General features: G+C 70.3%; 25 protein-coding genes. 18 read left to right on the forward strand and 7 right to left on the reverse strand.

Translation table 11 applies throughout. The annotated features are described in order from the left end of the window. Position 1 precedes the first annotated feature (1 nt). Genes CLV71_RS06420 through CLV71_RS06435 form a run of 4 tightly spaced genes read left to right on the forward strand, consistent with a single transcriptional unit; the run spans position 2 to position 2844 of the window. A complete protein-coding gene (locus CLV71_RS06420; protein WP_166663968.1) occupies positions 2 to 505 on the forward strand; it encodes a VOC family protein in 504 nt (167 codons plus the stop codon). After that, positions 502 to 1572 (forward strand): hypothetical protein, encoded by a 1071-nt coding sequence (locus tag CLV71_RS06425; protein WP_133901668.1) that lies wholly within the window; start codon positions 502 to 504, stop codon positions 1570 to 1572. Before CLV71_RS06420 ends, CLV71_RS06425 begins: the two co-directional genes overlap by 4 nt. Then, positions 1569 to 2108, forward strand: a complete 540-nt coding sequence (locus CLV71_RS06430; protein ID WP_133901669.1) for a UGSC family (seleno)protein — start codon at positions 1569 to 1571, stop codon at positions 2106 to 2108. Before CLV71_RS06425 ends, CLV71_RS06430 begins: the two co-directional genes overlap by 4 nt. Further along, on the forward strand, positions 2089 to 2844 hold the full coding sequence (locus CLV71_RS06435) for an SDR family NAD(P)-dependent oxidoreductase (RefSeq protein WP_133901670.1): 756 nt from the start codon (positions 2089 to 2091) through the stop codon (positions 2842 to 2844). Before CLV71_RS06430 ends, CLV71_RS06435 begins: the two co-directional genes overlap by 20 nt. A gap of 154 nt (positions 2845 to 2998) precedes the next feature. Here CLV71_RS06435 and CLV71_RS06440 read toward each other — a convergent pair whose 3' ends face one another. Then, a complete protein-coding gene (locus CLV71_RS06440) occupies positions 2999 to 3955 on the reverse strand; it encodes a hypothetical protein (RefSeq protein ID WP_133901671.1) in 957 nt (318 codons plus the stop codon). A gap of 138 nt (positions 3956 to 4093) precedes the next feature. Here CLV71_RS06440 and CLV71_RS06445 point away from each other — a divergent pair, with 138 nt between their 5' ends. The 11 genes from CLV71_RS06445 to CLV71_RS06490 all read left to right on the forward strand — a co-directional run bounded on the left by CLV71_RS06445 (position 4094) and on the right by CLV71_RS06490 (position 13991). Continuing rightward, the gene (locus CLV71_RS06445) at positions 4094 to 5227 is read left to right on the forward strand and encodes a CaiB/BaiF CoA transferase family protein (RefSeq protein WP_243866246.1); all 1134 of its coding nucleotides are present in this window, start codon (positions 4094 to 4096) and stop codon (positions 5225 to 5227) included. A 121-nt stretch (positions 5228 to 5348) separates the two neighbouring features. Then, the gene (locus CLV71_RS06450) at positions 5349 to 6047 is read left to right on the forward strand and encodes a GntR family transcriptional regulator (RefSeq protein WP_133901673.1); all 699 of its coding nucleotides are present in this window, start codon (positions 5349 to 5351) and stop codon (positions 6045 to 6047) included. Positions 6048 to 6597: 550 nt separating this feature from the next. Continuing rightward, positions 6598 to 6771 carry a hypothetical protein gene (locus CLV71_RS47510; protein WP_166663969.1) on the forward strand — a complete coding sequence of 58 codons (174 nt, stop codon included), beginning with the start codon at positions 6598 to 6600 and terminating at the stop codon, positions 6769 to 6771. A gap of 50 nt (positions 6772 to 6821) precedes the next feature. Then, positions 6822 to 8036, forward strand: coding sequence for an ABC transporter substrate-binding protein (locus tag CLV71_RS06455; RefSeq protein WP_166663970.1), 1215 nt, complete (start codon positions 6822 to 6824; stop codon positions 8034 to 8036). 13 nt (positions 8037 to 8049) lie between these two features. Next, on the forward strand, positions 8050 to 8928 hold the full coding sequence (locus CLV71_RS06460; RefSeq protein ID WP_133901675.1) for a branched-chain amino acid ABC transporter permease: 879 nt from the start codon (positions 8050 to 8052) through the stop codon (positions 8926 to 8928). After that, positions 8928 to 9803: a branched-chain amino acid ABC transporter permease gene (locus CLV71_RS06465; protein WP_133901676.1), complete on the forward strand. Its 876-nt coding sequence runs from the start codon at positions 8928 to 8930 to the stop codon at positions 9801 to 9803. Before CLV71_RS06460 ends, CLV71_RS06465 begins: the two co-directional genes overlap by 1 nt. Further along, positions 9787 to 10548, forward strand: a complete 762-nt coding sequence (locus CLV71_RS06470; protein ID WP_133901677.1) for an ABC transporter ATP-binding protein — start codon at positions 9787 to 9789, stop codon at positions 10546 to 10548. The genes CLV71_RS06465 and CLV71_RS06470 overlap by 17 nt, the downstream gene beginning before the upstream one ends. After that, positions 10538 to 11323 (forward strand): ABC transporter ATP-binding protein, encoded by a 786-nt coding sequence (locus tag CLV71_RS06475; RefSeq protein WP_424923867.1) that lies wholly within the window; start codon positions 10538 to 10540, stop codon positions 11321 to 11323. The genes CLV71_RS06470 and CLV71_RS06475 overlap by 11 nt, the downstream gene beginning before the upstream one ends. Then, on the forward strand, positions 11320 to 12081 hold the full coding sequence (locus tag CLV71_RS06480) for an SDR family NAD(P)-dependent oxidoreductase (protein ID WP_133901678.1): 762 nt from the start codon (positions 11320 to 11322) through the stop codon (positions 12079 to 12081). Before CLV71_RS06475 ends, CLV71_RS06480 begins: the two co-directional genes overlap by 4 nt. 27 nt (positions 12082 to 12108) lie before the next feature. After that, positions 12109 to 13263 (forward strand): alpha/beta hydrolase family protein, encoded by a 1155-nt coding sequence (locus CLV71_RS06485; RefSeq protein WP_208297411.1) that lies wholly within the window; start codon positions 12109 to 12111, stop codon positions 13261 to 13263. After that, positions 13260 to 13991, forward strand: coding sequence for a cupin domain-containing protein (locus CLV71_RS06490; protein WP_133901679.1), 732 nt, complete (start codon positions 13260 to 13262; stop codon positions 13989 to 13991). Before CLV71_RS06485 ends, CLV71_RS06490 begins: the two co-directional genes overlap by 4 nt. Before the next feature lie 13 nt (positions 13992 to 14004). On the opposite strand, the gene CLV71_RS06495 is transcribed toward CLV71_RS06490, so the two are convergent. Together CLV71_RS06495 and CLV71_RS06500 are read right to left on the reverse strand one after the other, a co-directional pair. Further along, positions 14005 to 14646: a class I SAM-dependent methyltransferase gene (locus CLV71_RS06495; RefSeq protein WP_166663972.1), complete on the reverse strand. Its 642-nt coding sequence runs from the start codon at positions 14644 to 14646 to the stop codon at positions 14005 to 14007. A gap of 67 nt (positions 14647 to 14713) precedes the next feature. Next, a complete protein-coding gene (locus CLV71_RS06500) occupies positions 14714 to 15118 on the reverse strand; it encodes a glycine-rich domain-containing protein (protein WP_243866247.1) in 405 nt (134 codons plus the stop codon). A 307-nt stretch (positions 15119 to 15425) separates the two neighbouring features. Between CLV71_RS06500 and CLV71_RS06505 the strand changes: the two genes are divergently transcribed. Both CLV71_RS06505 and CLV71_RS06510 read left to right on the forward strand, forming a co-directional pair. Next, complete coding sequence (locus tag CLV71_RS06505; protein WP_208297412.1) at positions 15426 to 15845, forward strand: helix-turn-helix transcriptional regulator; 420 nt, start codon at positions 15426 to 15428, stop codon at positions 15843 to 15845. An 11-nt stretch (positions 15846 to 15856) separates the two neighbouring features. Then, positions 15857 to 16210 (forward strand): hypothetical protein, encoded by a 354-nt coding sequence (locus CLV71_RS06510; RefSeq protein ID WP_133901682.1) that lies wholly within the window; start codon positions 15857 to 15859, stop codon positions 16208 to 16210. Here the strand turns inward: CLV71_RS06510 and CLV71_RS06515 are convergent. The 4 genes from CLV71_RS06515 to CLV71_RS06530 are packed head-to-tail and all read right to left on the reverse strand — an operon-like array spanning position 16207 to position 20441. Beyond that, entirely contained in the window at positions 16207 to 16761 is a 555-nt protein-coding gene (locus tag CLV71_RS06515; protein WP_133901683.1) for a carboxymuconolactone decarboxylase family protein, read from the reverse strand. The genes CLV71_RS06510 and CLV71_RS06515 overlap by 4 nt on opposite strands. Then, positions 16754 to 17626 carry a C-terminal binding protein gene (locus CLV71_RS06520; protein WP_133901684.1) on the reverse strand — a complete coding sequence of 291 codons (873 nt, stop codon included), beginning with the start codon at positions 17624 to 17626 and terminating at the stop codon, positions 16754 to 16756. The genes CLV71_RS06515 and CLV71_RS06520 overlap by 8 nt, the downstream gene beginning before the upstream one ends. Then, positions 17623 to 18798 carry a phosphopyruvate hydratase gene (gene eno / locus CLV71_RS06525; RefSeq protein ID WP_133901685.1) on the reverse strand — a complete coding sequence of 392 codons (1176 nt, stop codon included), beginning with the start codon at positions 18796 to 18798 and terminating at the stop codon, positions 17623 to 17625. Before eno ends, CLV71_RS06520 begins: the two co-directional genes overlap by 4 nt. Continuing rightward, positions 18783 to 20441 (reverse strand): polysaccharide deacetylase family protein, encoded by a 1659-nt coding sequence (locus CLV71_RS06530; protein WP_133901686.1) that lies wholly within the window; start codon positions 20439 to 20441, stop codon positions 18783 to 18785. The genes eno and CLV71_RS06530 overlap by 16 nt, the downstream gene beginning before the upstream one ends. A gap of 203 nt (positions 20442 to 20644) precedes the next feature. Between CLV71_RS06530 and CLV71_RS06535 the strand changes: the two genes are divergently transcribed. Further along, complete coding sequence (locus tag CLV71_RS06535) at positions 20645 to 21424, forward strand: SDR family NAD(P)-dependent oxidoreductase (RefSeq protein ID WP_166663973.1); 780 nt, start codon at positions 20645 to 20647, stop codon at positions 21422 to 21424. Positions 21425 to 21465 lie beyond the last annotated feature (41 nt).

A 21465-nucleotide genomic window follows, 5' to 3' on the forward strand; every position in this document is an offset into this window, starting at 1 on the left:
CATGACGCGACCGAAGGGTCTCAACCACGTCGCGTACGTCACCCTGAACACCGGTGAGACCAAGCGCTTCTACACCGAGGTCCTCGGCATGAAGCTCGTCGGCCACGCGCAGGAGGACACCGTCGGCAGCACCGGCGAGTCGATGAAGTTCCTGCACACCTTCTTCGAGATGGACGACGGCAGCTGCATCGCCTTCTTCGAGATCGAGGGCCTCGACAAGGACCACCACGACACCCCGCTGCCGCGCTGGGCCGCGCACTTCGCCATGTCGGTGGAGAGCATGGAGGAGCTGGAGGCCGCCCACAAGCGGCTGCTCGACGAGGGTATCGAGGTGCGTGGCGTCATCGACCACGAGGGCACCTGGAACTCCATCTACTTCTTCGACCCCAACGGCGTGCGGCTCGAGCTGACCTACCAGAGCCGGGAGCTGGACGAGAACGACGCGAAGTCGGCCAGGGCCGCGGTCGACGAATGGGTGAAGGAGCACCCGAAGACGCGCCGATGACGGCCACCCTGTCCTCCGCCGCCGTCCCGGTCGCCGACGAGCAGGCCGTGCAGGACCTGTTCACCCAGCGCGGCTGGGGCGACGGCCTGCCGGTCGTGCCACCAACGCCCGACCGGGTGGCCGCGTTCGTCGAGGCGTCCGGGATCGCGCCGGACACCGTGATCGGCACGCTGCCCGAGCAGGGCCGCGAGCTGACGTGCGAGAAGATCGCGGTCAACGCCGTCGCGGCGGGCTGTCGCGAGGAGTACATGTCGGTGCTGGTGGCGATCGTGCGTGCGCTCACCAACCCGTCGTTCTGCCTGCACAGCACCACGATCAGCGGCGCGACCACGCCACTGGTGATCGTCAGCGGGTCGGTGGTCAACCAGATCGCGCTGAACTCCGGCTACAGCGTGTTCGGCCCAGGACACCAGGCCAACGCCACGATCGGCCGCGCGGTCCGGCTCATCCTGCAGAACCTGTGCGGCGGGATCCCCGGCGTGATCGACAAGTCCACGTTCGGCCACCCCGGCAAGTACAGCTACTGCATCGGCGAGAACGCGGCGGCGAACCCGTGGCCGCCGATCCACGCCGACCGAGGCGTGGCCGCCGACGACAGCGCGGTGACGGTGTTCGCGGGCGAGGCGCCGATCTACGCACGCAACGACTGGTCGAGCGAACCCGGCCCGATCCTCGCCACCATCGCCGACGCGATGCTGCCGTCGCACTACGCGGGCGGCTGTTTCGTGGTCGCGATCGGGCCGCTGCACGCGGCGATCCTGTCGGGGGCGGGCTACGACCGCGCTGCCGTCCAGGCCGAGCTCTTCCAGCGGGCCCGGCGCAGCGTCGCGAGCATGAAGGTCGCGGGCCGGATGCCCGGCGAGGTCGAGCCGGGCGACGACGACGAGTTCCGGACGGTCGTGAACCGCCCGGAGGACATCCTGATCACCGTCGCGGGCGGCGACCTGTACGGCTACTCGGCGGTGATCCCGTACTGGATCGGCGGCAGCGACTCGCAGCCGGTCACCGAGGCGCTCACCCCGGCGGAGGCGGAGCGCTGCCAGATCCCCTCGGAGGAGGAGAAATGACCGAACTACTGGTTCTCGATCCCACCAACGCGGTCAGCGAGAGCACGGCGGAGCTGGTCGCCCGGCCCGCGTCGTTCGAGGGCCTCGTGGTCGGCTACCTCGACAACACCAAACCCAACAGCGACCGCTTCCTCGACATCCTCACCTCGACGCTCGCGACCGAGGGTGTGCGGGAGTCGGTGCGGGCCCGCAAGAACTACGTCGGGCGCCTCGCCGACCCCGAGATGCTCGACGACCTCGCCGCCAGGTGCGACGTGGTGGTCACCGGCGTCGGCGACTGCGCGGGCTGCTGCTCGTGCAGCGTGCAGGACGCGATCGCCCTGGAACGCAGGGGAGTCCCGACGTTCATGGTGTGCACGTCCGAACTGCTGACGACGGCCACGATCGCCGCGTCGACCGTGGGCGTGCCGGACTACCCGTTCGTCGTGATCGACCACCCGTTCGGCGCGCTCGGCATACCGGAGCTGACCGAGCGGGCGGGTGAGGCGCACCGGCAGATCCTCGCGCAGCGGATGGATGTCCGGCGCGCAGGCTGACCGGCTCGCCGGTCGGGTCGTGATCGTCACCGGCGGGGCCCAGGGCCTCGGCCTCGCCTACGCGACCCGGCTGGCGGCGGCCGGTGCCGTGGTGTCCGTCGTGGACGTCGCGGCGGCACCCGAGGCGCTGGCCCCGGGCGCCCACCGCGCGGACGTCACCGACGAGGCGCAGGTGGGTGCGGCGGTCGCCGCCGTGCTGGCCGAGCACGGCCGCGTCGACGGGCTGGTCAACAATGCCGGGGGAGCGCTGCTGCCGAGCGCCCCGTTCGAGTCGTTCAGCCGCGCCGAGTGGACCCGCGTGCTGGACGTGAACCTCACCGGCCAGTGGGTGTGCGCGGCGGCCGTCGTGCCACACATGCGGGCGGCCGGCTACGGCAAGATCGTCAACGTCAGCTCGACGACCGTGTCCCGCGGCGGGCCGCCCGGTCTCGCGCCCTACATCGCGGCGAAGGCCGGGGTCGTCGGGCTCACCCGTGCGCTCGCGCGGGAGCTGGGTCCGGACGGCATCAGGGTCAACGCGATCGCGCCAGGCTACATCCCGGTCGCCACACCGAAGGCCGTGCACTCGGCCGACGCGGCCTCGGCCCTGCTGGCACGCATGGCGGCCGAGCAGTGCCTCCCGTCGGTCGGCACGCCCGAGGATCTCGCGCCGACGGTCGAGTTCCTGCTCTCCTCGGACTCCGACTTCGTCACCGGCCAGGTGTTCAACGTGGACGGTGGCTGGGCGCACGGCTGACCCGCCGACTCGAATGCACTGAAGGCGTCCTTCGGTGCGTCCAGCCGGCGGTGGTGCTCTGGCGTGGGTCCGGTGGTTGTTAGGAAGGCGTCCTTCGGTGCGCTGGGCGTTACGAAGGACGCCTTCGGTGCGTTCGGCGTTAGGAAGGCGTCCTTCAGTGCGTGGTTGGGCGGGGAGTCAGCCCGACCTGCTCGTAGTACTCGGGGCCTGCGGTGTGCGGGTCGCGGTAGATCGCCAGCTCGCACGGTGTGGCGGCGAGGCCAGCGCAGCGCATCGCTGGCCATGGCGCGCCGACTCGCTCGATCGGCACGATCGTGTGGGCCATCGCCACGTGTGCCTGGTACACCGTGATGTCCTCGCGCAGGAAGCCCACCGGGTGCCTGCCCCGCACCACGCCGAAGCGCCACGGGTCGCGGTAGCGGCCGTCGAGGATCTGCCGTCCGCACGAGCCGCACGGGTCCAGGGTGAACACCCAGCGGTCCGGCTCCTCGACGACGGTCACCCCGCCGTTGTGGCCGACCGACATCTTCTCCGCCCACGACCGCAGCCGGTCCTCCGGCGCACGCGCCAGGTCGGCGCCCATGCGCGGTGCCCAGATGACGTCCGTCGCGTACCGCAGGCAGTCCTCGAGACCCTCGGTGCCGTAGGTGTCGTTCACCAGCGTCAGCAACGCCGTCACGGTGTCGCGGCGCAGCGTCTCGGCCGTGTAGCTCGCGGCGTGGATCTCCTGCCAGCGCAGCACGATCGCGTCCTCGTCCCCGGTGTCGGCGAGCGTGGCGAAGTCGGCCGCCGTGGCACTGTCCGGGCCGCGCAACACGTCCCGCGCCATCACGGCCTCGGTACCGGTCAGGTGCGGCACACCGTCCGAGGGCCACAGCTCGTGCACGGGGAACGCGCGGGCGGCGCCGTCGTAGCCGTGCCGGTCGATCAGCCAGCCCACGGTGACCGCGGACCAGCGTGCGTACAGGTCGGTGATGTCGCGGATCAAGTTCTCCATGAGGCGGTAGACCGCCTTGACCTCCGCCGGGCCGCCCTCGCGCAACGCGTCGCTCAGGCGCTGCCCCGGCGGGCGGCACATCCGGTCCAGCTCTGCCTGCGAGAAGGTCGTCATCCCGCGATTATGTATCCAATCACGCCGCTTGGGTACGGTTCTTTGCTTGACAGCGCCGCGATCCTGCCGGGATTGTATTCAAATATGGAGAGTTCGACTTCTGGGTCCCCACGTGAGAGCGCCCCGCCACTGGCCGGCGTGAAGGTCATCGAGCTGGGGCAGCTGATCGCGGGGCCGTTCTGCGGGCAGCTGCTCGCCGACTTCGGCGCCGACGTGATCAAGGTCGAGCAGCCGGGAGAGGGCGACCCGATGCGTCGCTGGGGCTTCTCGCGCGACGGCAAGTCGCTCTCCTGGAGCGTGATCGCCCGGGGCAAGCGGTGCGTCACCGCGGACCTGCGCACGCCGGAGGGCGTCGAGCTGGTCACGGCGCTCGCCCGCGAGGCCGACGTGCTCGTCGAGAACTTCCGTCCGGGCACCCTGGAGCGCTTCGGGCTCGGCCCGGACACCCTCGCCGCGCTCAACCCCGGCCTGATCGTCGTCCGGGTCAGCGGCTACGGGCAGACCGGCCCGTACGCGCACCGCGCGGGCTACGGCTCCATCGGCGAGGCGATGGGCGGCCTGCGTTACCTGGTCGGCGAGCCGGACCGGCCGCCGAGCCGGATGGGCGTCTCCCTCGGGGACATGCTGGCAGGCATGCATGCCGCCATGGGCGCGCTCCTGGCCCTGCAGGCCCGGCACCGCGACGGTCTCGGCCAGCAGGTCGACGTCTCCATCTACGAGTCGGTGCTGGCGATGACCGAGGCGCTGGTGGCCGACCAGGCCATCGCCGGGGTGCGGCGGGAACGCAGCGGCGCGGTCCTGCCCGGCGTCGCGCCGAGCAACGTCTACCCGACGAGCGACGGCGAGTACGTCCTCGTCGCCGCCAACCAGGACACCGTCTTCCGCAGGCTCGCCGTCGCCATGGGCGCCCCGGAGCTGGGCACCTCGCCCGAGTACGGCACCCACCACGCACGCGGTGAGCGACAGGCCGAGCTGGACGACCTGATCGCCGGGTGGACCGTGCGGCACACCGCGGCCGACGTGCTGGAGATCCTCGAGGCCAACGGCGTCCCGGCGGGCCGGGTCTACACGGCGGCGGACATGCTCGCCGACCCGCACTTCGCGGCCCGCCAGAGCATCGTGCGCGTGCCGGACGAGAAGCTCGGCGAGGTGCCCATGCAGGGCGTCGCGCCGCGCCTGTCCGCCACGCCCGGCACGATCCGCTGGACCGGCGCCGAGCTGGGCAGGCACGACACCGAGGTGCGGGGCGAGATCGGCCAGCGGACGGGCTGACCCCGGGGTCGGCGTCCCCTTTCGCCGGGTTGCCGGTCCGGGCCGGAAGCGCTCCGTGGGAGAGTGGTCGCCGGCTGTGGTGCGGGGGCACCGGGGTGGACGAGGTGAGGGAAGAGGAGCGATGGCCAAGGCAGCGGAGACCGCCTACGACGTCATCCGCAGGGGAGTGCTGTCCGGGGAGTTCGCCCGGGGCCAGCGACTGCGCGAGGAGGAGCTGGCCGTCCGCGTCGGGGTCTCCAGGACACCGGTGCGCGAGGCCCTGCGCAGGCTCAACGCCGAGGGGCTCGTCAACTTCACGCCGAACCGCGGCGCGCGGGTCACCGCGTGGTCCGAACGGGAGCTGGAGGACCTCTACGAGGCCCGCGCCCTGCTCGAGGGCTTCGGCGCCCGGCTCGCGGCCAGCCGGATCACCGCGGACGAGCTTGCCGAGCTGCACGAGATCGCCGAGGAGATGGCCGAGGTCGCCGAGCGCGGCAAGGACGTGGCCGACCGGCTGACCGACCTCAATGGACGGTTCCACCGGGCGATCGTGCACGCCTCCCGCAACACCCAGCTCGACACCCTGGTACGCGGCGTGATGGACGTGCCCCTCATCTACCGCACGTTCCAGCGTTACTCACCGCATCGGTTGCAGGCGAGCCAGGCACACCACCGCGAGCTGGTCGAGGCGTTCCGCGCCGGTGACGGTGAGTGGGCCGAGTCGGTCATGCGGGCGCATATCCTGGCCGCCCGCACCACGGTGCTCCAGTCGCTGCGGCGCGATGTGGACGGACTGTTGCCGGCTGACCACAACGCGAAGTTGGATACAAACGACGCATAGCGCCACCCTCCGAAGAGAGTCTTTCTGTCCTGCGGAGTCGCCCCGCGTGCTGCTCCGCCAGGCTCCCAATCCGCTGTGGACCTGCTTGAACACTGCTTTCGGCGGCGTTGACCAGCTGCTTCCGGTCGGATAACGATGTGCGCAGGCCGCCGACCGATTGCCTGCCGAGGGGTTGATTTGCGCGCGAGATTGCGTACAAACTGAGTTCAACTGTCTCGGTTGGTGCGTCTACCGGAGGGAGTGGGACCATGCGTGTCGCGTCGTCGCCCCGTCGCCGGGCGTCCGCTGTCCCGTCCATTTCGGACAGCGCGCGAGTGCGGACCGTGGTCTTTGGTCCTCAGTACGCACAGGTTTCCCCCAGCTGTGCCAGAAGCCTTTACGGGGTCACAGTCGGTTGCTAGTGTCCAGATACTAATTCTGGAGAGAAGAGAACACTTCCGGGTCTGCGGCAGGCGCCGCGACCCATCCCCGGGCAGCACGGCACCAGCCCCTGCCCCAGTCTCCGGCGGCGTGGTCGGCGCACCGGTTGTCCCACAACGAGGTGGCGGGAATGCGGTTCGGACGGGTCAGCTCATGGCTGCCGCTCTGCGGCGGCGCGACCTGGTCGCCGACCACGCCGACCGGCCCTCGGATCTCCACAGTGGACAAGCCCGACGACTCCGTCGCGCCCTACTCGGCCGGGCGGCGTCGGACGGCTGTCAACGCCATCGGAACGTCCTCCTGAACCACCACCTGGCCGGTGTAGGACCCGGCCATGACGAAAGGGAGCCATCCATGAAACGAACCGGGTTCGCCGGTCTGGCGGTGGTCGGGGTGGCGGCCGCGTTGGTTCTCTCCGCCTGCGGCAGCTCCGACTCGAACGACAGCGGCGGCAGTGGTGGCGGCGGTGGAGGCAAGACGGGCGGGACCTTCAAGCTCGGTCTCGTCACCAGCTCCTCCGGTCCGTTCGCCAGCAACGCCAAGGTGATGCAGGATGGCGCCGAGTACGCCGTCAAGGTCTTCAACAAGGCGGCGGGTGCGAACGGCAACAAGGTCGAGCTGGTCACTGTGGACGGTCAGAACAACCCGACCACTCTTGCCACCCTGATCCCGCAGCTGGTCACGAAGGACCAGGTGTACGCGATCGTCGGCCCGGTCGACAGCGCGGGCTGCGACATCGCGTGTGCCGCGTCGAACAAGCTCAAGGTGCCGCTGGTGAGCCCGGGTGCGGGGCGGCCCGGCGTGCTCGCGAACGCCCGCCCCTACGCGTTCACCCTCGCCCAGCCGGACGCCGACAACAGCACGCCGGTGCTCACGAAGATCGTCAAGGACGAGAAGGTGAAGACGGCGGCGATCATCACCGACGACGCGAACTCCACCACCAAGGCGCAGGCGGACCTGTTCAGCAAGGTCTTCAGCTCGACCGGTGTGCGGGTGGTCAAGACGGTGACCTTCAAGACCGGTGACTCGAGCTTCGCCTCGCAGATCACCTCGGTGGCCGGTGACCACCCGGACATGCTGGCGCTCGCCGCCGGTCCGGACGACGCAGGCCGCATCGCCAAGGAGGTCAAGAGCCAGAACCTCGACGTCCTCCTGGCAGGCACGGGTTCGCTGCAGTCCGGTGGTGCCGCCTACGTCGCCGCGGGTGGCGAGGCGACCGAGGGCACAGTGGCCGCCGCGCAGTACGACCCGCACAGCACCAACGCCACCGCGGACAAGCTGTTGAAGGCGGCGCAGAAGGACTCCGGCCTGTCGGACATCCCGCTGAACTACGCCTACGCCTACGACGCGGTCAACATGATCATGCAGGTGATCAAGGACAAGGGCATCAGCGCGGGCGGGAACATCACCCAGGACCGGGTGACCATCCAGGAGGGGCTGAACGACCTCAAGGACTTCACCGGCATGGCCGACAAGACCACGTTCAGCTCCGACGGCACCGCCGTCCGGCCAGAGCTGCGTGCGGTGGTCAAGGGCGGCAAGTTCGTCATCGACCAGGGCACCAGCTGACCAGGCCAGGGCGATGCTGACCCAGCAGCTGTTCAACGGGTTGTTGCTCGGGGCCACCTACTGCCTGGTGGCCCTGGGCTTCAACCTCGTGGTCGGAGCGATGGACCGGCTCAACTTCGCGCTCGGCGAGACCGCCATGCTGAGCGCGGTCCTCGGTGCGGTCCTGATGGACGTGACCGGCTGGCCGTTCGTGCTGGCCTTCCTCGCGTCGTTGGTGATCGGCGGGGTGGTCGCGGTGGTCGTGTACTTCGCGTCCTTCCGCTTCGTGCCCCAGCAGTACCCGACGGCCTCGATCCTCTCCAGTCTCGGGTTCGGGCTGATGATCACCGCACTGGTGACCAAGTTCTTCGGGAGCAACCAGCGGTCGGTGCCGGACGTGCTGCCGAACGTCCGGCTGGACCTCGGCATCTTCGAGGTCTCCGGCGCACAGCTGGTGATCCTCGGGCTCGCCGTCGTGATGACCGTCGCGCTGTACGTGTTCCTGGAGAAGACCGTGTGGGGCACGGCGATCCGCGGGGTGTCCGACGACGCCACCGTGACCGGGCTCCTCGGTGTGCCGGTGCGGCGGGTGATCCTGCTGACCTTCGCGCTGTCCGGGGTGCTCGCCGGCGCCGCGGGGCTGCTCACCGGCATCGCCTACCACACGGTGAGCCCCTTCGACGGCTTCAACACCACCCTGACCGCACTCATGATCATCGTGATCGGCGGGCTGGGCAGCGTCACCGGTGGCGTGGTCGCGGCGGTGGCGATCGGCGTCATCCAGACGCTGACCGTCGCCTACCTGTCCGCGACGCTGCGCGACCTGATCGTGTTCATCCTGGTCGGTGTGGTGCTGCTGGTCCGGCCCCAGGGTTTGTTCGGGCGCAACGCAGGCGTACTGGAGCGGGTCTGATGTCCCCCTACATCGAGTCGGTCCTCCTGCAGGTCGGCATCAACGTGTTGCTGGCACTGGGTTACTGGATCGCCGTGTCCACCGGGAAGTACTCCTTCGGGCACGCCGCGTTCATGGCGATCGGCGCCTACTCGGCGTCCATCCTCACGCTGAACTTCGGCTGGCCGCTGCCGCTCGCGATGCTCGTCGCCGCGCTGGTGTCCGCCGTGGCCGGTGCGGTCATCGGCTGGATGGCGCTGCGGCTCTCGTTGCTGTACCTCGCGATCATCACCTTCGTCTTCGCGCAGCTGGTCGACATCCTCATCTCCGAGTGGGACTACGTCGGCGGCGCGGCGGGCATGCTCGGCATGAGCGGCACCACGCTCGGGCTGGTGTACGGCAGCATCGCGGTCGTCGTCGTGTTCCTGCTGCTGCTCACCAGGTCGCGGCTCGGCCTCGCCTACGCGGCGATCCGGGAGGACGAGCAGGCGGCGATGGCCTCGGGGCTGCGGATCACGCTGATCGCGGTCGGCGCGTTCGCCCTGTCCGCGGCGGTGACCGGGGTGGCGGGCGCGCTCGCCGCGCACCAGCTGCTGATCATCACCCCGGACCTGTTCGGGCCACAGCAGGCGCTGCTGATCATCCTGTACTGCGTCCTGGGTGGTGTGCAGTACTTCTGGGGTGCCGCGCTCGGCGCGATCGTGCTGTCGCTGGTGCCGATCTACCTCGACTGGCTCAGCGACTGGTACATGATCGTCTACGGCCTGCTGTTCGTGGCGCTCATGATCCTGCGCCCACAGGGCCTGATCGGCCGGGCCGCGGTCGGCTCGAACCGCCGCTGGCCGAGCTGGCACCGGGCGTCGACGCGGAACCGGGAGCGTGAGACCGTTGGCTGAGCCACTGCTGAAGGTTTCGGGGATCTGCAAGCGTTTCCAGGGCGTCGAGGCACTCGGCGACATCGACATCGAGCTGGCGGAGGGCACCATCCACGGGGTGGTCGGCCCGAACGGCGCGGGCAAGACCACGTTGCTCAACGTCATCTCCGGTTACGTGGCACCGAACTCGGGCAGCGTGACCCTCGGGGACCGGGAGATCACCAAGCTCACCCCGCAGCAGCGGGTGCCGCTCGGGGTGGTCCGCACCTTCCAGAACATCAGGCTCTTCGGTGGACTGTCCGTTGTGGACAACCTGCTGATCGGCCAGCACAGCCGCGCGCACACCGGGTTCTTCTCGCTGTGGCCGCTGCGCACCGGGTCGGAGAAGAGGCTGCGTGCGGAGGCGCGGGAGGCGTTGGAGCTGTTCGACCTCCTGCCCTACCGCAAGCGCCGCGCCGCCGAACTGCCCTACGGGCTGCAGAAACAGCTGGAGATGGCACGGGCGCTCGCCGCAAGGCCACGCGTGCTGCTGCTCGACGAGCCCGCCGCCGGCATGACGACCGACGGCAGGGCCGCGCTGGTGCCGAGGATCAGGGAGCTGCGCGACCGGGGGATGAGCGTGATCGTGGTGGAGCACGACATGGACGTGATCGCGAAGGTGTGCGACCACGTCACCGTGCTCAACTTCGGCCGCAAGCTCATCGACGGCGCGCCCGCGGAGGTGCTGGCGAGCGACGAGGTGAGGACGGCATACCTTGGTACCTGAAGCCCAGATCGTGGCAGGCCAGGGGTCGGCGCCCGTCGACTCCGAACACGACACCCTGCTCGAGGTCTCCGGCCTGCGCGCGGGTTACGGCCGCATCGTCGGCGTCGACGACGTCAGCATCGCCGTGCGGGCCGGTGAGCTGGTGGCGCTGCTCGGTGCGAACGGCGCGGGCAAGAGCACCATCCTGCGTGCGCTCTCGGGGATGATCACCCCGTGGTCGGGCTCGGTCGTCTTCGACGGCCGCGACGTCACCGGCATGCGCAGCGACACGCTGGTCCGCGCGGGTCTGGTCCACGTGCCGGAGGGCAGGCGCGTGCTCGCCAGGCTCACGGTCGAGGAGAACCTGCGGCTCGGCGCGTTCTCCCGGCGTGACCGGGCGGGCATCGCGGAGACCATGGACCAGGTGTTCACCCGGTTCGAACGCCTCGCGGAACGCAGGCACCAGAAGGCGGGCACGCTCTCCGGCGGTGAGCAGCAGATGCTGGTGATCGGCCGCGCGCTGATGTCGCGGCCGAAGCTGCTGCTGCTCGACGAACCGTCGCTGGGCCTGTCACCACGGCTCGTGCACGAGGTGTTCGAGCTGATCCGTTCGCTCGCGGCGGACGGCCAGACCGTGCTGCTCGTCGAGCAGAACGTGGTGCAGGGCCTCAAGGTCGCCGACCGGGGCTATGTGCTCACGACAGGCCGGGTCACCAGCGCGGGGGACTCGGCGAAGCTGCTCGCCGACCCGTCCCTGGTGCGCAGTTATCTCGGCGGACAGGAGGACCCAACATGACAGCCACACGTTTCGTGGACGCCTCGGTGATCGTCACCGGTGCCGCGTCCGGCATCGGCAGGCGGACCGCCGTGCGTTTCGCGGAGGAAGGCGCCAAGGTCACCGTCGCGGACATCAACGAGGCCGGTGCCAAGGCCACGGTCGAGGAGATCGAGGGCACGGGCGGCACCGCCCGGGTCGCCGTGACCGACGTGACCGACAAGGACGACATCGCGGCCATGGTGGCGGGCGCGGTCGAGGCGTACGGCAGGCTCGACGTGCTGCACAACAACGCGTACTGGGCGCCGATCAACCGCACGGTGACCGACACCAGCGACGACGAGTGGCACCGCACGATCGCCGCGACCCTGGGTAGCGTGTTCTACGGCTGCAAGTTCGGCATCGAGGCGATGCTGCGCAACGGCGGCGGCACCATCGTGAACACCGCGTCCACCGCGGGGCTGGTCGCCTCGCCGTCGTTCGCCGCGTACATGGCGGCCAAGGGCGGGGTGATCGCACTGACCCGCTCGGTCGCGTTCGACTACGGCAAGCAGGGCATCCGGTGCAACGCGGTCGCACCGGGGCTGACGAAGACCGCGGCGACGGTCCCGGTGTTCGCCGACCCGGACCGGCTGAACTTCCTCACCACCAAGCTGCTGCTGGACAGGGCGGGCGAGCCGGTCGACATCGCGAACGCGGTGCTGTTCCTGGCCAGTGACGAGTCCGGCTTCATGACCGGCCAGACCATGGTCGTCGACGGCGGCCGCCTCATCGCCTGACCTGCGACCCGAGACGAAGGAGAAGGCGTGACAGCGCCAGCACGAGAGATCGAGCTGCTCGGCATCCCGATGGCCGCGAGCAACGGCCGGATCGACATCTACTCCGGGGTGTCCCGGATGGCGGGCAAGGTGTGGGGGTCGCTGCACCGGGCGGCGACCCCGTCGAAGACCGTGGTCGCCGTGGTGCACCCGGCTTCGAACTTCCTCGGCCACTACCTGCTCGCCCCGCTCGCGCGACGGGGGGTGGACGCGGTCGGCCTCACCACGCGCTACATCGGCAACGACAGCACCCTGTTGATGGAGAACTGCGTGCTGGACATCGGCGCTGCCATCGCCTTCCTCCGCGACCGCGGGTACGAGCGGATCGTGCTGGTCGGCAACTCCGGCGGTGGCGGGCTGACCGCGTTGTACCAGAGCCAGGCCGAGTCGCCGTCGATCACGCACACCCCGGCCGGTGACCCGCCCGACCTGACCGGCGCGACGCTGCCGCCGGTCGACGCGCTCGTCGAGCTGATGGCCCACCCCGGCCGGGCGATCGTCTTCACCGAGTGGCTCGATCCGGCCATCGTGGACGAACACGACCCGACCAGGCGCGACCCCGACCTCGACATGTTCGACCCACGCAACGGGCCGCCGTACTCGCCGGAGTTCCTCGCCAGGTACCGGGCGGCGCAGGTGGCACGCAACCGGCGAATCACCGCGTGGGTGCGGGAGAAGCTCGCCGAGCTTGCGAAGGACCCGGACGGCGTGCAGGACCTGCCGTTCACCGTGCACGGCACGGGTGCCGACCCGCGGTTCACCGACCTCACGATCGAGCCGTCGGACCGCGAGGCCGGCACGATGTGGGGACCCGCGGCGCACGCGAACCTCATGCCCGCCTCGCTCGCGCACTTCAGCAGCCTGCGGTCGTGGCTGTCCCAGTGGAGCATCGACGAGTCCAACTGCGACGGTCCGCTGCACCTGGCCAGGACCAGCGTGCCGACACTGGTCATGTACGGGACGGCCGACCAGGTCTGCTTCCCGAGCCACGCGCAGTCGCTGTACGACGCGGTGCCGCACGACGACAAGAAGCTGCTCGGCGTGGAGCGCGGCACGCACTACCTGTCGGGGCAGCCGGAGCTGATGGACCAGGTCACCGACACGATCCTGTCCTGGCTGGAGTCGACTGGAGTGAGGGCATGAAGCTGCACGAGGACTTCGCCGACCTGGTGGTCAACCCCGGCGAGGCGCATTTCACCGACCACCAGAGCCTGTTCAACATGGTCAACCTGATCGAGTTCGGCGGCGCGGCGGACCGCCCGACACACGTGCCCGCCGACCTGGGCGGCACCGGGCAGATCGTGTTCTGGGAGTCGACCGGTGCCGCCGACCAGCTCCCGTTCTGGAACACCAACTTCGACGGCGACTGCTATCTGTACATCGTGCACGGCAGCGTCCGGGTGGAGTTCAAGGAGACCGAGGGAGACAAGCGGTTCGGGCACTACGTGGCGCGCACCGGGGACCTGTTCTGCCTGCCGAGGGACATCGCGCACCGCACGTTCTCCGGCGACGGGAAGCGACGGATCACGCTGGAGATCATGCCCCGCAACAGGTTCTGGGCAGGCATCGGCCAGAACCCGGTGGAGCCGGACCAGAGCGCCACGGTGGGCGGCTTCGGCTTCGCCTTCGACGGCGACGACGCCGTGGTCACGTGGCCGGACGGAACCCTCCGGACTCCCAAGGAGTTCTTCGTGCGGGGCGTCCGCGCGATGGTCGCCTACGAGATGCACATGGGCCTGAACGAGTTCGACAACGGCTTCGTGGTGCACGACCTGGGCGACCGGGTGGACCTGAAGGCACCGGGTTACGCGGAGACACTGCCCGGACGACAGGTCCTCGCGGTGTTCAAGGGCTTGCTGCAGAACGCCTGACCGGGTCTCGTCGTCAGACGGCGACGGCCCGGATCAGCACCGTTCCGGTCTCGTTCTCGGCAGGCGGGGGGATCAGCTCACAGTCGATCCGGCCGAACCCCGCCGCCGTGAGCACTGCCCTCCACCGGCTGACAGGCAGATGCTGCCGAGTGATCTGCTGGTGTGGCGGAGGCGGGGTGTCGTCGGCCGGCAGCTGGGAGAACGCGAGGATGCCGCCGGGAGTGAGTGCCTGGCGGACGAGCGGGAGCAGGACCTCGGGTTCGGTGAACCACACCGCACCGAAGATCGAGTACGCGATGTCGTAGCGCCCGGGATTGGCGGCCAGGTGGTCGACGGCGTCGACGGTGACGAACTCGAGGTTCGGCAGGTGTCCCCAGGCTGCGGTGGCGTTGACCGTGCGGACTGGGGCGAGGTCCACTCCGACGCAGCGCGCGCCGAGAGTCGCGAGGTGGGCGAGATTGGCGCCGGCCCCGGACCCGAGCTCGACGACGCGCTTGCCTTCGACCGGACCGAGGACGGTTTCGTCGGGACCGTGATCGGGGTACTGCGTCCAGTTCAACCAGGTAATGGCCCCAGCGGCGTTGACCGAACGCCGCGGCTCGGCCTTCTGTGCGAAGCCGTTCCACGCTCGGACGGCCGGCGTGTTCACGTTCATCGCGCCTTTCCACGCAGTACGTGCGCCTCGCACCTCGGAATGTGGGTGCGAGGCGCACGCAGGATGGCTACTTCTTCGGGCTGTCGCTGCAGCCGTTGTAGCACTGGTTGCAGTCTGCCCGCTGCGCGTTCCACAGCTCGGTGTCCACGGGGAACCCGGCGGTTCGGATCGCGGAGATGGTGCGCTCGACCAGACCGCCCTCACTGTCGCCCTCGCCGGGCAGATGCGGCACGTGATGGATGTAGTGGCCGGCGTGCTGGTGGCAGAAGGCGAAGTAGTTCGGGGAGTCCAGGACGAACGTGTGGACGCCCCTGTCCACAGCAGGGGTCGGGCCCAACGTCGTCTCCGGATTCTCCGCCGAGGTGACCAGGTAAGCCACGGTCTGCCCGGCGGTGCGCTCGGCCAGATCGCGACCGAGGCCGTGGTCACGCATGATCAGCCGGACCAGGCGTTCCCATCCCTGTTCGGGCACGCAGGTTCGAGGGTCTCGCAATACAACATCGATGACGGTCATGTTCGCTTCTCCATTCGGTCGAGCAACTGCGCGACGGTCCCCGTATCGGGTGTAAGCCGACGGATCAGTGCCGGTCCCGGCGGTATCCGTCGTTACGATGGGGGTCGCGCCACGTCGCAACCCGTACACAACCGGTAACGGCGGATCTGGACCACCGCCGGTATGCGGCAGTTATGAGGCATCCAGGCCGCACCGACCTCGGTGACCTGCGCGGCCGGCGTGGAAAGGCAGCGGAATCGACCGGCACCATCGGGAGGGCACCCTCGTGGCAGGCAGACGGTCCAACCTGGCACTCCGGCGCAAAACGCTGGGTTTCACTCAGGAGCGGTTGGCCGCCAAACTGGGAGTCGACCGAACCACGGTTCAGCGGTGGGAAAGCGGTGAGCGCGAGGCCCAGCCCTGGCTTCGACCCCGCCTGGCCGTCGCACTGCAGCAGACGCTCTCGCCACGACGCCGCGCCAGGGTGCTCGCATATCTCGCTGTGATCGGCATCGAACTCCGCGACCGGGACCGCGTCCTCAACTACGCACACGCCGCCCTCGACGAAGCCCGCGCCACTGGATCCGGCATGATCGGCCGGAAGCTCGACGACCTGCGCCGACGCCTCTCGCCGATGCGCGCCGACGCCCAGATCAGAGAGCTCGACGACGAGATCAGGACGTTGACCTCGACTACCCGAGGCTGAAGGGAACGATCTTGAACGACGACCACGGCCGCATCTTCCGCGAAGCGTGGATCATCGGAGTCACCACGCATTACCCTGGTGAACCCAAACCCGGCTATGTCACTCCCTGGGACGACACCCCCGACTGGGAACGCGCCGCCGCCGCCGTCTACGACCAAGTCCGGGCCTTCATCGACGTTACCGACGGCGCCACCGCCAAACTCACCCGAGAACAACGAGGCCGCTTCGTCGCGTTGTGCTGGACCGGTCAGATCCACAAGCACTTCACTGACCCGAAGCCGTCCTATGTAGCCGACTGGGACGAACTACCCGATTGGCAGAAGGAAACCGACGCCGACATCTTCGAACACATCGAACGCGGCTAGGCAGTCACGCCCGCGACGGCGAGCAGGCGGGCCAGCAGCTGGTAGTACCCGACCAGGATGGTCAGCTCCGCCACCACCGTCGTGCCCAGGCCGTCGGCGGCCACCGCCACCTCGGCCGGGTCCGGCGTGGGTGACAGCAGCACCTCGCACAACCCCAGTACCCGCCGCTCCCGCTCGTCACCGACCTCGGGCAGCTCACCGGCCCGCAGGGCGGTGATCGCGGCCTCGTCGACGCCCGCCGCGGCCGCGAGCCTGGTGTGCGCGGCCAGCTCGTACGAACTGCCCACTCGACCGGCCACCAGCAGCGTCGCCAGCTCCCGCTCGCGGTCGGTGAGCGACAGCCCGTACCGGATCCGCGCCCCGACCTCCTGCACCGCGTCGCCGAGCCTCGGCGCGAACAGCAACGCGTTGAACGGCCCGGTGAGGTGCCCGGCCTCGTCGGTCAGCGACACCGGCGACGCGGTGCGCGGGCCGCCGGTGATCCGGTCGTAGAGCGCGCGTTGCCCGGCGTCCAGCTCGCCGGGCGCCAGCAGGGGGAGCACCTCAGCCATCCCGCACCTTCGTCAGCTCGTCGATCACGCTGCGCGTGGCACGCTCGCGCAGCTCCAGCAACGACCCCTCCGAGTAGAACGCCACGTGCGGGCTCAGGATGACATCGTCGCGCGCCAGCAGCGGGTGGCCGGGCGGGATCGGCTCGGTCGGGTACACGTCCAGCCCGAGGCCGGCAAGGCGTCCGTCGTCGAGCGCGGTCAGCGCGGCGTCCAGGTCGAGCAGCCCGCCCCGGCCGCAGTTGACCACCAGGGCACCCGGCCGCACCGCGTCGAACACCCGGTCGTCGACGCTGTTCGCCGTGGTCGGGTCGAGCGGCAGGTGCACCATCACGACGTCCGCGCCTGCGACGCTGTCGGTGACCGTGACCCCGAGCGCCTGCCAGCGCCTGCCGACCTCGCGGCCGATCGCGCCACGCCCCAGCACGGCGACCCTGCTGCCCGCGAGCCTGCGCACCGGCAGCGCGGGCAGGATGCCCCAGGCACCCTGCCTGGTCGCGGCGTCGTAGCCGGGCAGCCGCCGCCACAGCGCCAGCGCCATCGCGAGGGCGTGCGTGGCCACCTCGTCGACGCAGTAGTCGGTCACCCGGGTCACCGGGATGCCGCGTGCGGTCGCGACCGCCACGTCGATGTTGTCCAGCCCCACGCCGAGCCGCGCGACCACCCGCAGGTTCGGCGCCGCCTCGATGACCGCCCTGGTGACCGGGGCGAAGCACGTCATGATCGCGTCGGCGTCCGGCACCGCGGCCGCGAGCGTGCGCTCGTCGTGGGAGCCCACCAGCCGCACGTCGATGCCCGCCGCCGCGCACAGCGCGCTCTCCACGGCCACGTCGCCCCAGGCCACGTCGGTGACCACCGCGAGCGTCATCCCGGCCAGACCGCGTACCGGATCCCGTCCAGCGCCTCCAGCCGCAGCAGCCGGTTGTACTTCGCGAGCCGCTCGGACCGGTGCACCGAGCCGACCTTGATCTGCCCGGCGTTCCAGCCGACGGCGAGGTCGGCGATCGCGTCGTCCTCGGTGTCGCCGGAGCGGGCCGACACCACGGTGCGGTAGTCCACGGCCCTGGCGGCGGTCAGGGCCTGGTGGGCGCCGCTCAGCGTGCCGACCTGGTTCGGCTTCACCAGCACGGCGTTGGCCGCGCCGTGCTGGGCGCCGGTGCGCACCCGGTCGGCGTCGGTCGCGAACAGGTCGTCGCCGATCACCTGCCGGGGTGACAGGCGCGCGGTGACCTTGGTCCAGCCGTCCCAGTCGGAGTCGCCGAGCGGGTCCTCTACCGACACGATCGGGTAGGTGGCACACCAGCGTGCGAGCGTGTCGACCAGCGCGTCCGGGTCGGGCACCTGCGTGGCCGCGACGTCGATGGCGATCCCCACCGGCAGCCCGGTCTCCGCGATGGCCTGCGCGAGCATCGCGAGAGGACGCTCGTCGTCACCGCCGGGGAGCGCGAGGCCGCCCTCGTCGGCGACCAGCCGCGACCACAGGGTGCCGTGCTCGGCCGCCACCAGCTCGGCGGCCCGCCTGCGGACCCGCCACACGTGTTCCATGGCCTCTGCGAAGCTCGTCGCGCCGGTCGGGACGGCCAGGTAGTCCTGGATGGTGCCGCCGCCCTCCGCGTGCCTGCCGCCGGAGAAGATGTTGACCATCGGGCAGGGCAGCGACACCGGCCCGTCGCCGGCGAGGTGGGCCCACAGCGGCACGCCCGCGGCTGCCGCGGCGGCCTTCGCGACGGCCGTGGACACGCCGAGGGTCACGTTGGACGGCCCGTCGAGCAGCTCGTCGACCTCGTCGGCGGGCCAGCCGACGATCCGGCCCGCGATCTCGCGCTCGATCATCGCGACGGCCGAGCGGACCCCGAGGCCCGCGTAGCGGTCGCCGCCGTCGCGCAGGTCGGCCACCTCGTACTGTCCGGTGGAGGCGCCGGTCGGCACCAGCGCGGTCGCGCTCGCCCCCGGCTCCAGTGCCACCTCGCAGCCGATGGTGGGATGTCCTCGGGAGTCGAGACACTCCCAGGCCCGTACCGAGGTTACCTTCGGTGCCACGGCAGTGGTCCTCCCTCGTCCAGCATCGACCTCGCGAACCCCCTGATCTCCGCCCGCGCCCGGTCGTCCAGATAGGACAGTCTGGACAGACCGTCCACTCTGGCCAGCAGCAGCGCCCCGAGCACGGTGGCGAGCCAGTGTTCGTCCAGCTCACCGTACTCGTCGACGAACGCGGCGCATCCCGACGCGAACGCCTCGGCGTGCGCGGGCAGGTGCACCGACTTGGCCACCAGGTGGGTCAGCAGGAAGGCGACGTCGAAGACCGGGTCGCCCGCACAGGCGACCTCCCAGTCCAGCACGGTGAAGTCGGGGTCCGGTCCGCCGCGGCGCACCAGGATGTTCTTGGGGGAGTAGTCGCCGTGGATGAGGTGCGTGGTGGTCTCGCGCAGCCGCCGCACCACCTCGGCCGTCCCGTCGATGCCGCCGAAGTAGGGCGACAGGCGCAGCTCGTCGAAGCGCCGGGCACCGTCCGCCGTGGCCAGCTCACCCGGCTCGGTGGCGTGGACCTCACGCAGCGCGGTCGCGGTCGCACGCACGACGTCGAGGTCGACGATGCCTGCGAGCAGCTGGTCACGCCACACCTCGCCGCCGACGAACGCCATGGTGAGCACCAGGTTCGGCTCGTCGAGGTCCACGACGGCCGGTGCCAGGCCGGGAAAGCGGCCCATCGCGACACCCTCGGCGAGCACCCGGTCACGGTCGGCGGGCCAGTGCCCGGCGACCGCGAGCAGCTCCCTCGGCCGCTTGACCACCACGTCGCCGACCCGCACCGCCTCGCAGGACACCCCGCCCGCCAGCGTCTCCTGTGGACCCCACCGCCACGGCGGTCCGGCCAGTGCGCCCCGGGCCCGCAGGTACGGAATCCACCGGTCGGGCGGGGCGTCCACCGGGGGCGGACCCGGCTCGGATCGCGGTGCCAGCAGGTCGGCGGCCCGGCACACGCGCACGTCCGGGTCGTCGGCGAGCGCCCCAAGCACCCGCTCGAGCGCCGCGTACCGGTCGTCGAGGACGCCACTGACGTGCGGGTGGACGACCAGCGTGGTCAGCTCGTCGGTGCGGTGCTCGACCTGGTACAGCCACTCGGTGGCGAGCTGGTCCGGGGTCGGCGGCCGGTCCCGGCGGTACTGCCACTCGTCGACCATCGGCCAGGTGAACGGGATGTTGACCAGGTCACCCCGAAGCGGCCGGAGCCGGCCCGCCGGCTGGTCGTCCTCGGTGAGCAGCGAGCTGTCGTAGCGGAAGCCCAGTGCCGCCAGCAGGTCGCTGCTCTGTCCGGAAAGGACACCGTGCGGCGCGCGGAACCCCGGCACGGTCACGCCCGCCGAGGTGAGCGCGGCCAGGCCGTCGCCGAGGAGGCGTTCCTCCTCGCCCGGCGCCAGCCGCGACCACTTCTCGTGCGCCCAGCCGTGCAGGGCGACCTCGTGGCCGCGCTCCAGCAGGTCGGCGACGTGCGCCGGGTAGTGCAGCAGGCTCCAGCCCTCGACGAAGAACGTGGCGGTGATGTCGAGGTCCGCCAGCAGCGCCAGGATTCGCGGGTAGCCGGTGAGCAGTGCGGAGTCGTTCCAGTCCGGTCGCGTGCGCACGCCGCGGCCCACGTCGAGCGCGGCTCCCAGCCGACCGAGGGTGAGACAGACGGTACGCATCACCGTGCACGTTATTGTATACGAACAGGCCAGATCAAGGTGTCGGGCGCCGAAGCGTGGTCACGATGGCGGCCCGCATGCGTTGTGTCACGCCAGGTCAGCAGTCGAGTTGGCAGGCCGTGTGCCCTATCGGAAATCCGTCCTGCGTAGCACACTTCTTCTCAGCAGAGAGCATTGCATGTATACAAGAGGAGCTGGTCGCCATGGAATCGGAGCTGACGCCGTTCGCCGCGCTGAAGGGCAACACGGCGGTCGTCACCGGGGCCGCGCGCGGGATCGGGTTCCAGATCGCCACGACCCTGCAGGGGGCGGGGATGACCCTGCTGCTCGTGGACCGGGACGGCGACGAGCTGGACCGGGCGGTCAAGGACCTCGGCGAGGGTGGGCCGGTCGTGCCGGTGGTCGCCGAGCTGACCGCGCCGGACGGGTTCGCGGGTGTCGAGTCGGCGCTCGGGACCGTGCCGCCGCTTCGGGTGTGGGTCAACAACGCCGGTGTGGTGAGCCACCAGGACGTGGCCGATGTGGACATGGCGGAGTTCGAGCGGGTGCTGCGGGTCAACGCCGAGACCGCGCTGCGCGGGTGCCAGGTCGCCTACCGGGCGATGCGCGAGGAGACCGACGCGGACCGTGCGATCGTGAACCTGTCCTCGCTGCTCGCCGACAAGGCGTTGCCACAGCGGTTGAGCTACGCCACGTCCAAGACCGCGGTGGAGACGATCACCCACTACGCCGCCCAGGAGTGGGGCCGGTTCGGCATTCGGGTGAACGCCGTCTCACCGGGCTATGTGGACACCCGGCTCACGGCGTGGCCCGCCGACGACCCTCGGCAGGTCGCCAAGCAGGAGGCGGTGTCCACCCTCGCCCTGCGCAGGGCGGGCTCGGTCGAGGACATCGCGAACGCCGTGCTGTTCCTCGCCTCGCCGATGGCCGCGTACGTGACCGGCACGGTGCTACGTGTCGACGGCGGCTGGCACCTGGCCTGAGGTGTGCGCCGGGGGTTGACGTAGCCCGACCTCATCCCGCA

The organism is Actinophytocola oryzae, from assembly GCF_004364325.1.
GTDB classification, from domain to species: Bacteria; Actinomycetota; Actinomycetes; order Mycobacteriales; family Pseudonocardiaceae; genus Actinophytocola; species Actinophytocola oryzae.

Coding starts and splice junctions, on each gene's coding strand:
- CLV71_RS06490 (WP_133901679.1), top strand. CDS start 13,260: ATGAAGCTGCACGAGGACTTCGCCGACCTGGTGGTCAACCCCGGCGAG.
- CLV71_RS06520 (WP_133901684.1), bottom strand. CDS start 17,626: ATGACGCTCGCGGTGGTCACCGACGTGGCCTGGGGCGACGTGGCCGTG.
- CLV71_RS06495 (WP_166663972.1), bottom strand. CDS start 14,646: ATGAACGTGAACACGCCGGCCGTCCGAGCGTGGAACGGCTTCGCACAG.
- CLV71_RS06460 (WP_133901675.1), top strand. CDS start 8,050: ATGCTGACCCAGCAGCTGTTCAACGGGTTGTTGCTCGGGGCCACCTAC.
- CLV71_RS06430 (WP_133901669.1), top strand. CDS start 1,569: ATGACCGAACTACTGGTTCTCGATCCCACCAACGCGGTCAGCGAGAGC.
- CLV71_RS06530 (WP_133901686.1), bottom strand. CDS start 20,441: ATGCGTACCGTCTGTCTCACCCTCGGTCGGCTGGGAGCCGCGCTCGAC.
- CLV71_RS06425 (WP_133901668.1), top strand. CDS start 502: ATGACGGCCACCCTGTCCTCCGCCGCCGTCCCGGTCGCCGACGAGCAG.
- CLV71_RS06515 (WP_133901683.1), bottom strand. CDS start 16,761: ATGGCTGAGGTGCTCCCCCTGCTGGCGCCCGGCGAGCTGGACGCCGGG.
- CLV71_RS06420 (WP_166663968.1), top strand. CDS start 2: ATGACGCGACCGAAGGGTCTCAACCACGTCGCGTACGTCACCCTGAAC.
- CLV71_RS06440 (WP_133901671.1), bottom strand. CDS start 3,955: ATGACGACCTTCTCGCAGGCAGAGCTGGACCGGATGTGCCGCCCGCCG.
- CLV71_RS06465 (WP_133901676.1), top strand. CDS start 8,928: ATGTCCCCCTACATCGAGTCGGTCCTCCTGCAGGTCGGCATCAACGTG.
- CLV71_RS06450 (WP_133901673.1), top strand. CDS start 5,349: ATGGCCAAGGCAGCGGAGACCGCCTACGACGTCATCCGCAGGGGAGTG.
- CLV71_RS06480 (WP_133901678.1), top strand. CDS start 11,320: ATGACAGCCACACGTTTCGTGGACGCCTCGGTGATCGTCACCGGTGCC.
- CLV71_RS06435 (WP_133901670.1), top strand. CDS start 2,089: ATGTCCGGCGCGCAGGCTGACCGGCTCGCCGGTCGGGTCGTGATCGTC.
- CLV71_RS06455 (WP_166663970.1), top strand. CDS start 6,822: ATGAAACGAACCGGGTTCGCCGGTCTGGCGGTGGTCGGGGTGGCGGCC.
- CLV71_RS47510 (WP_166663969.1), top strand. CDS start 6,598: ATGCGGTTCGGACGGGTCAGCTCATGGCTGCCGCTCTGCGGCGGCGCG.
- CLV71_RS06535 (WP_166663973.1), top strand. CDS start 20,645: ATGGAATCGGAGCTGACGCCGTTCGCCGCGCTGAAGGGCAACACGGCG.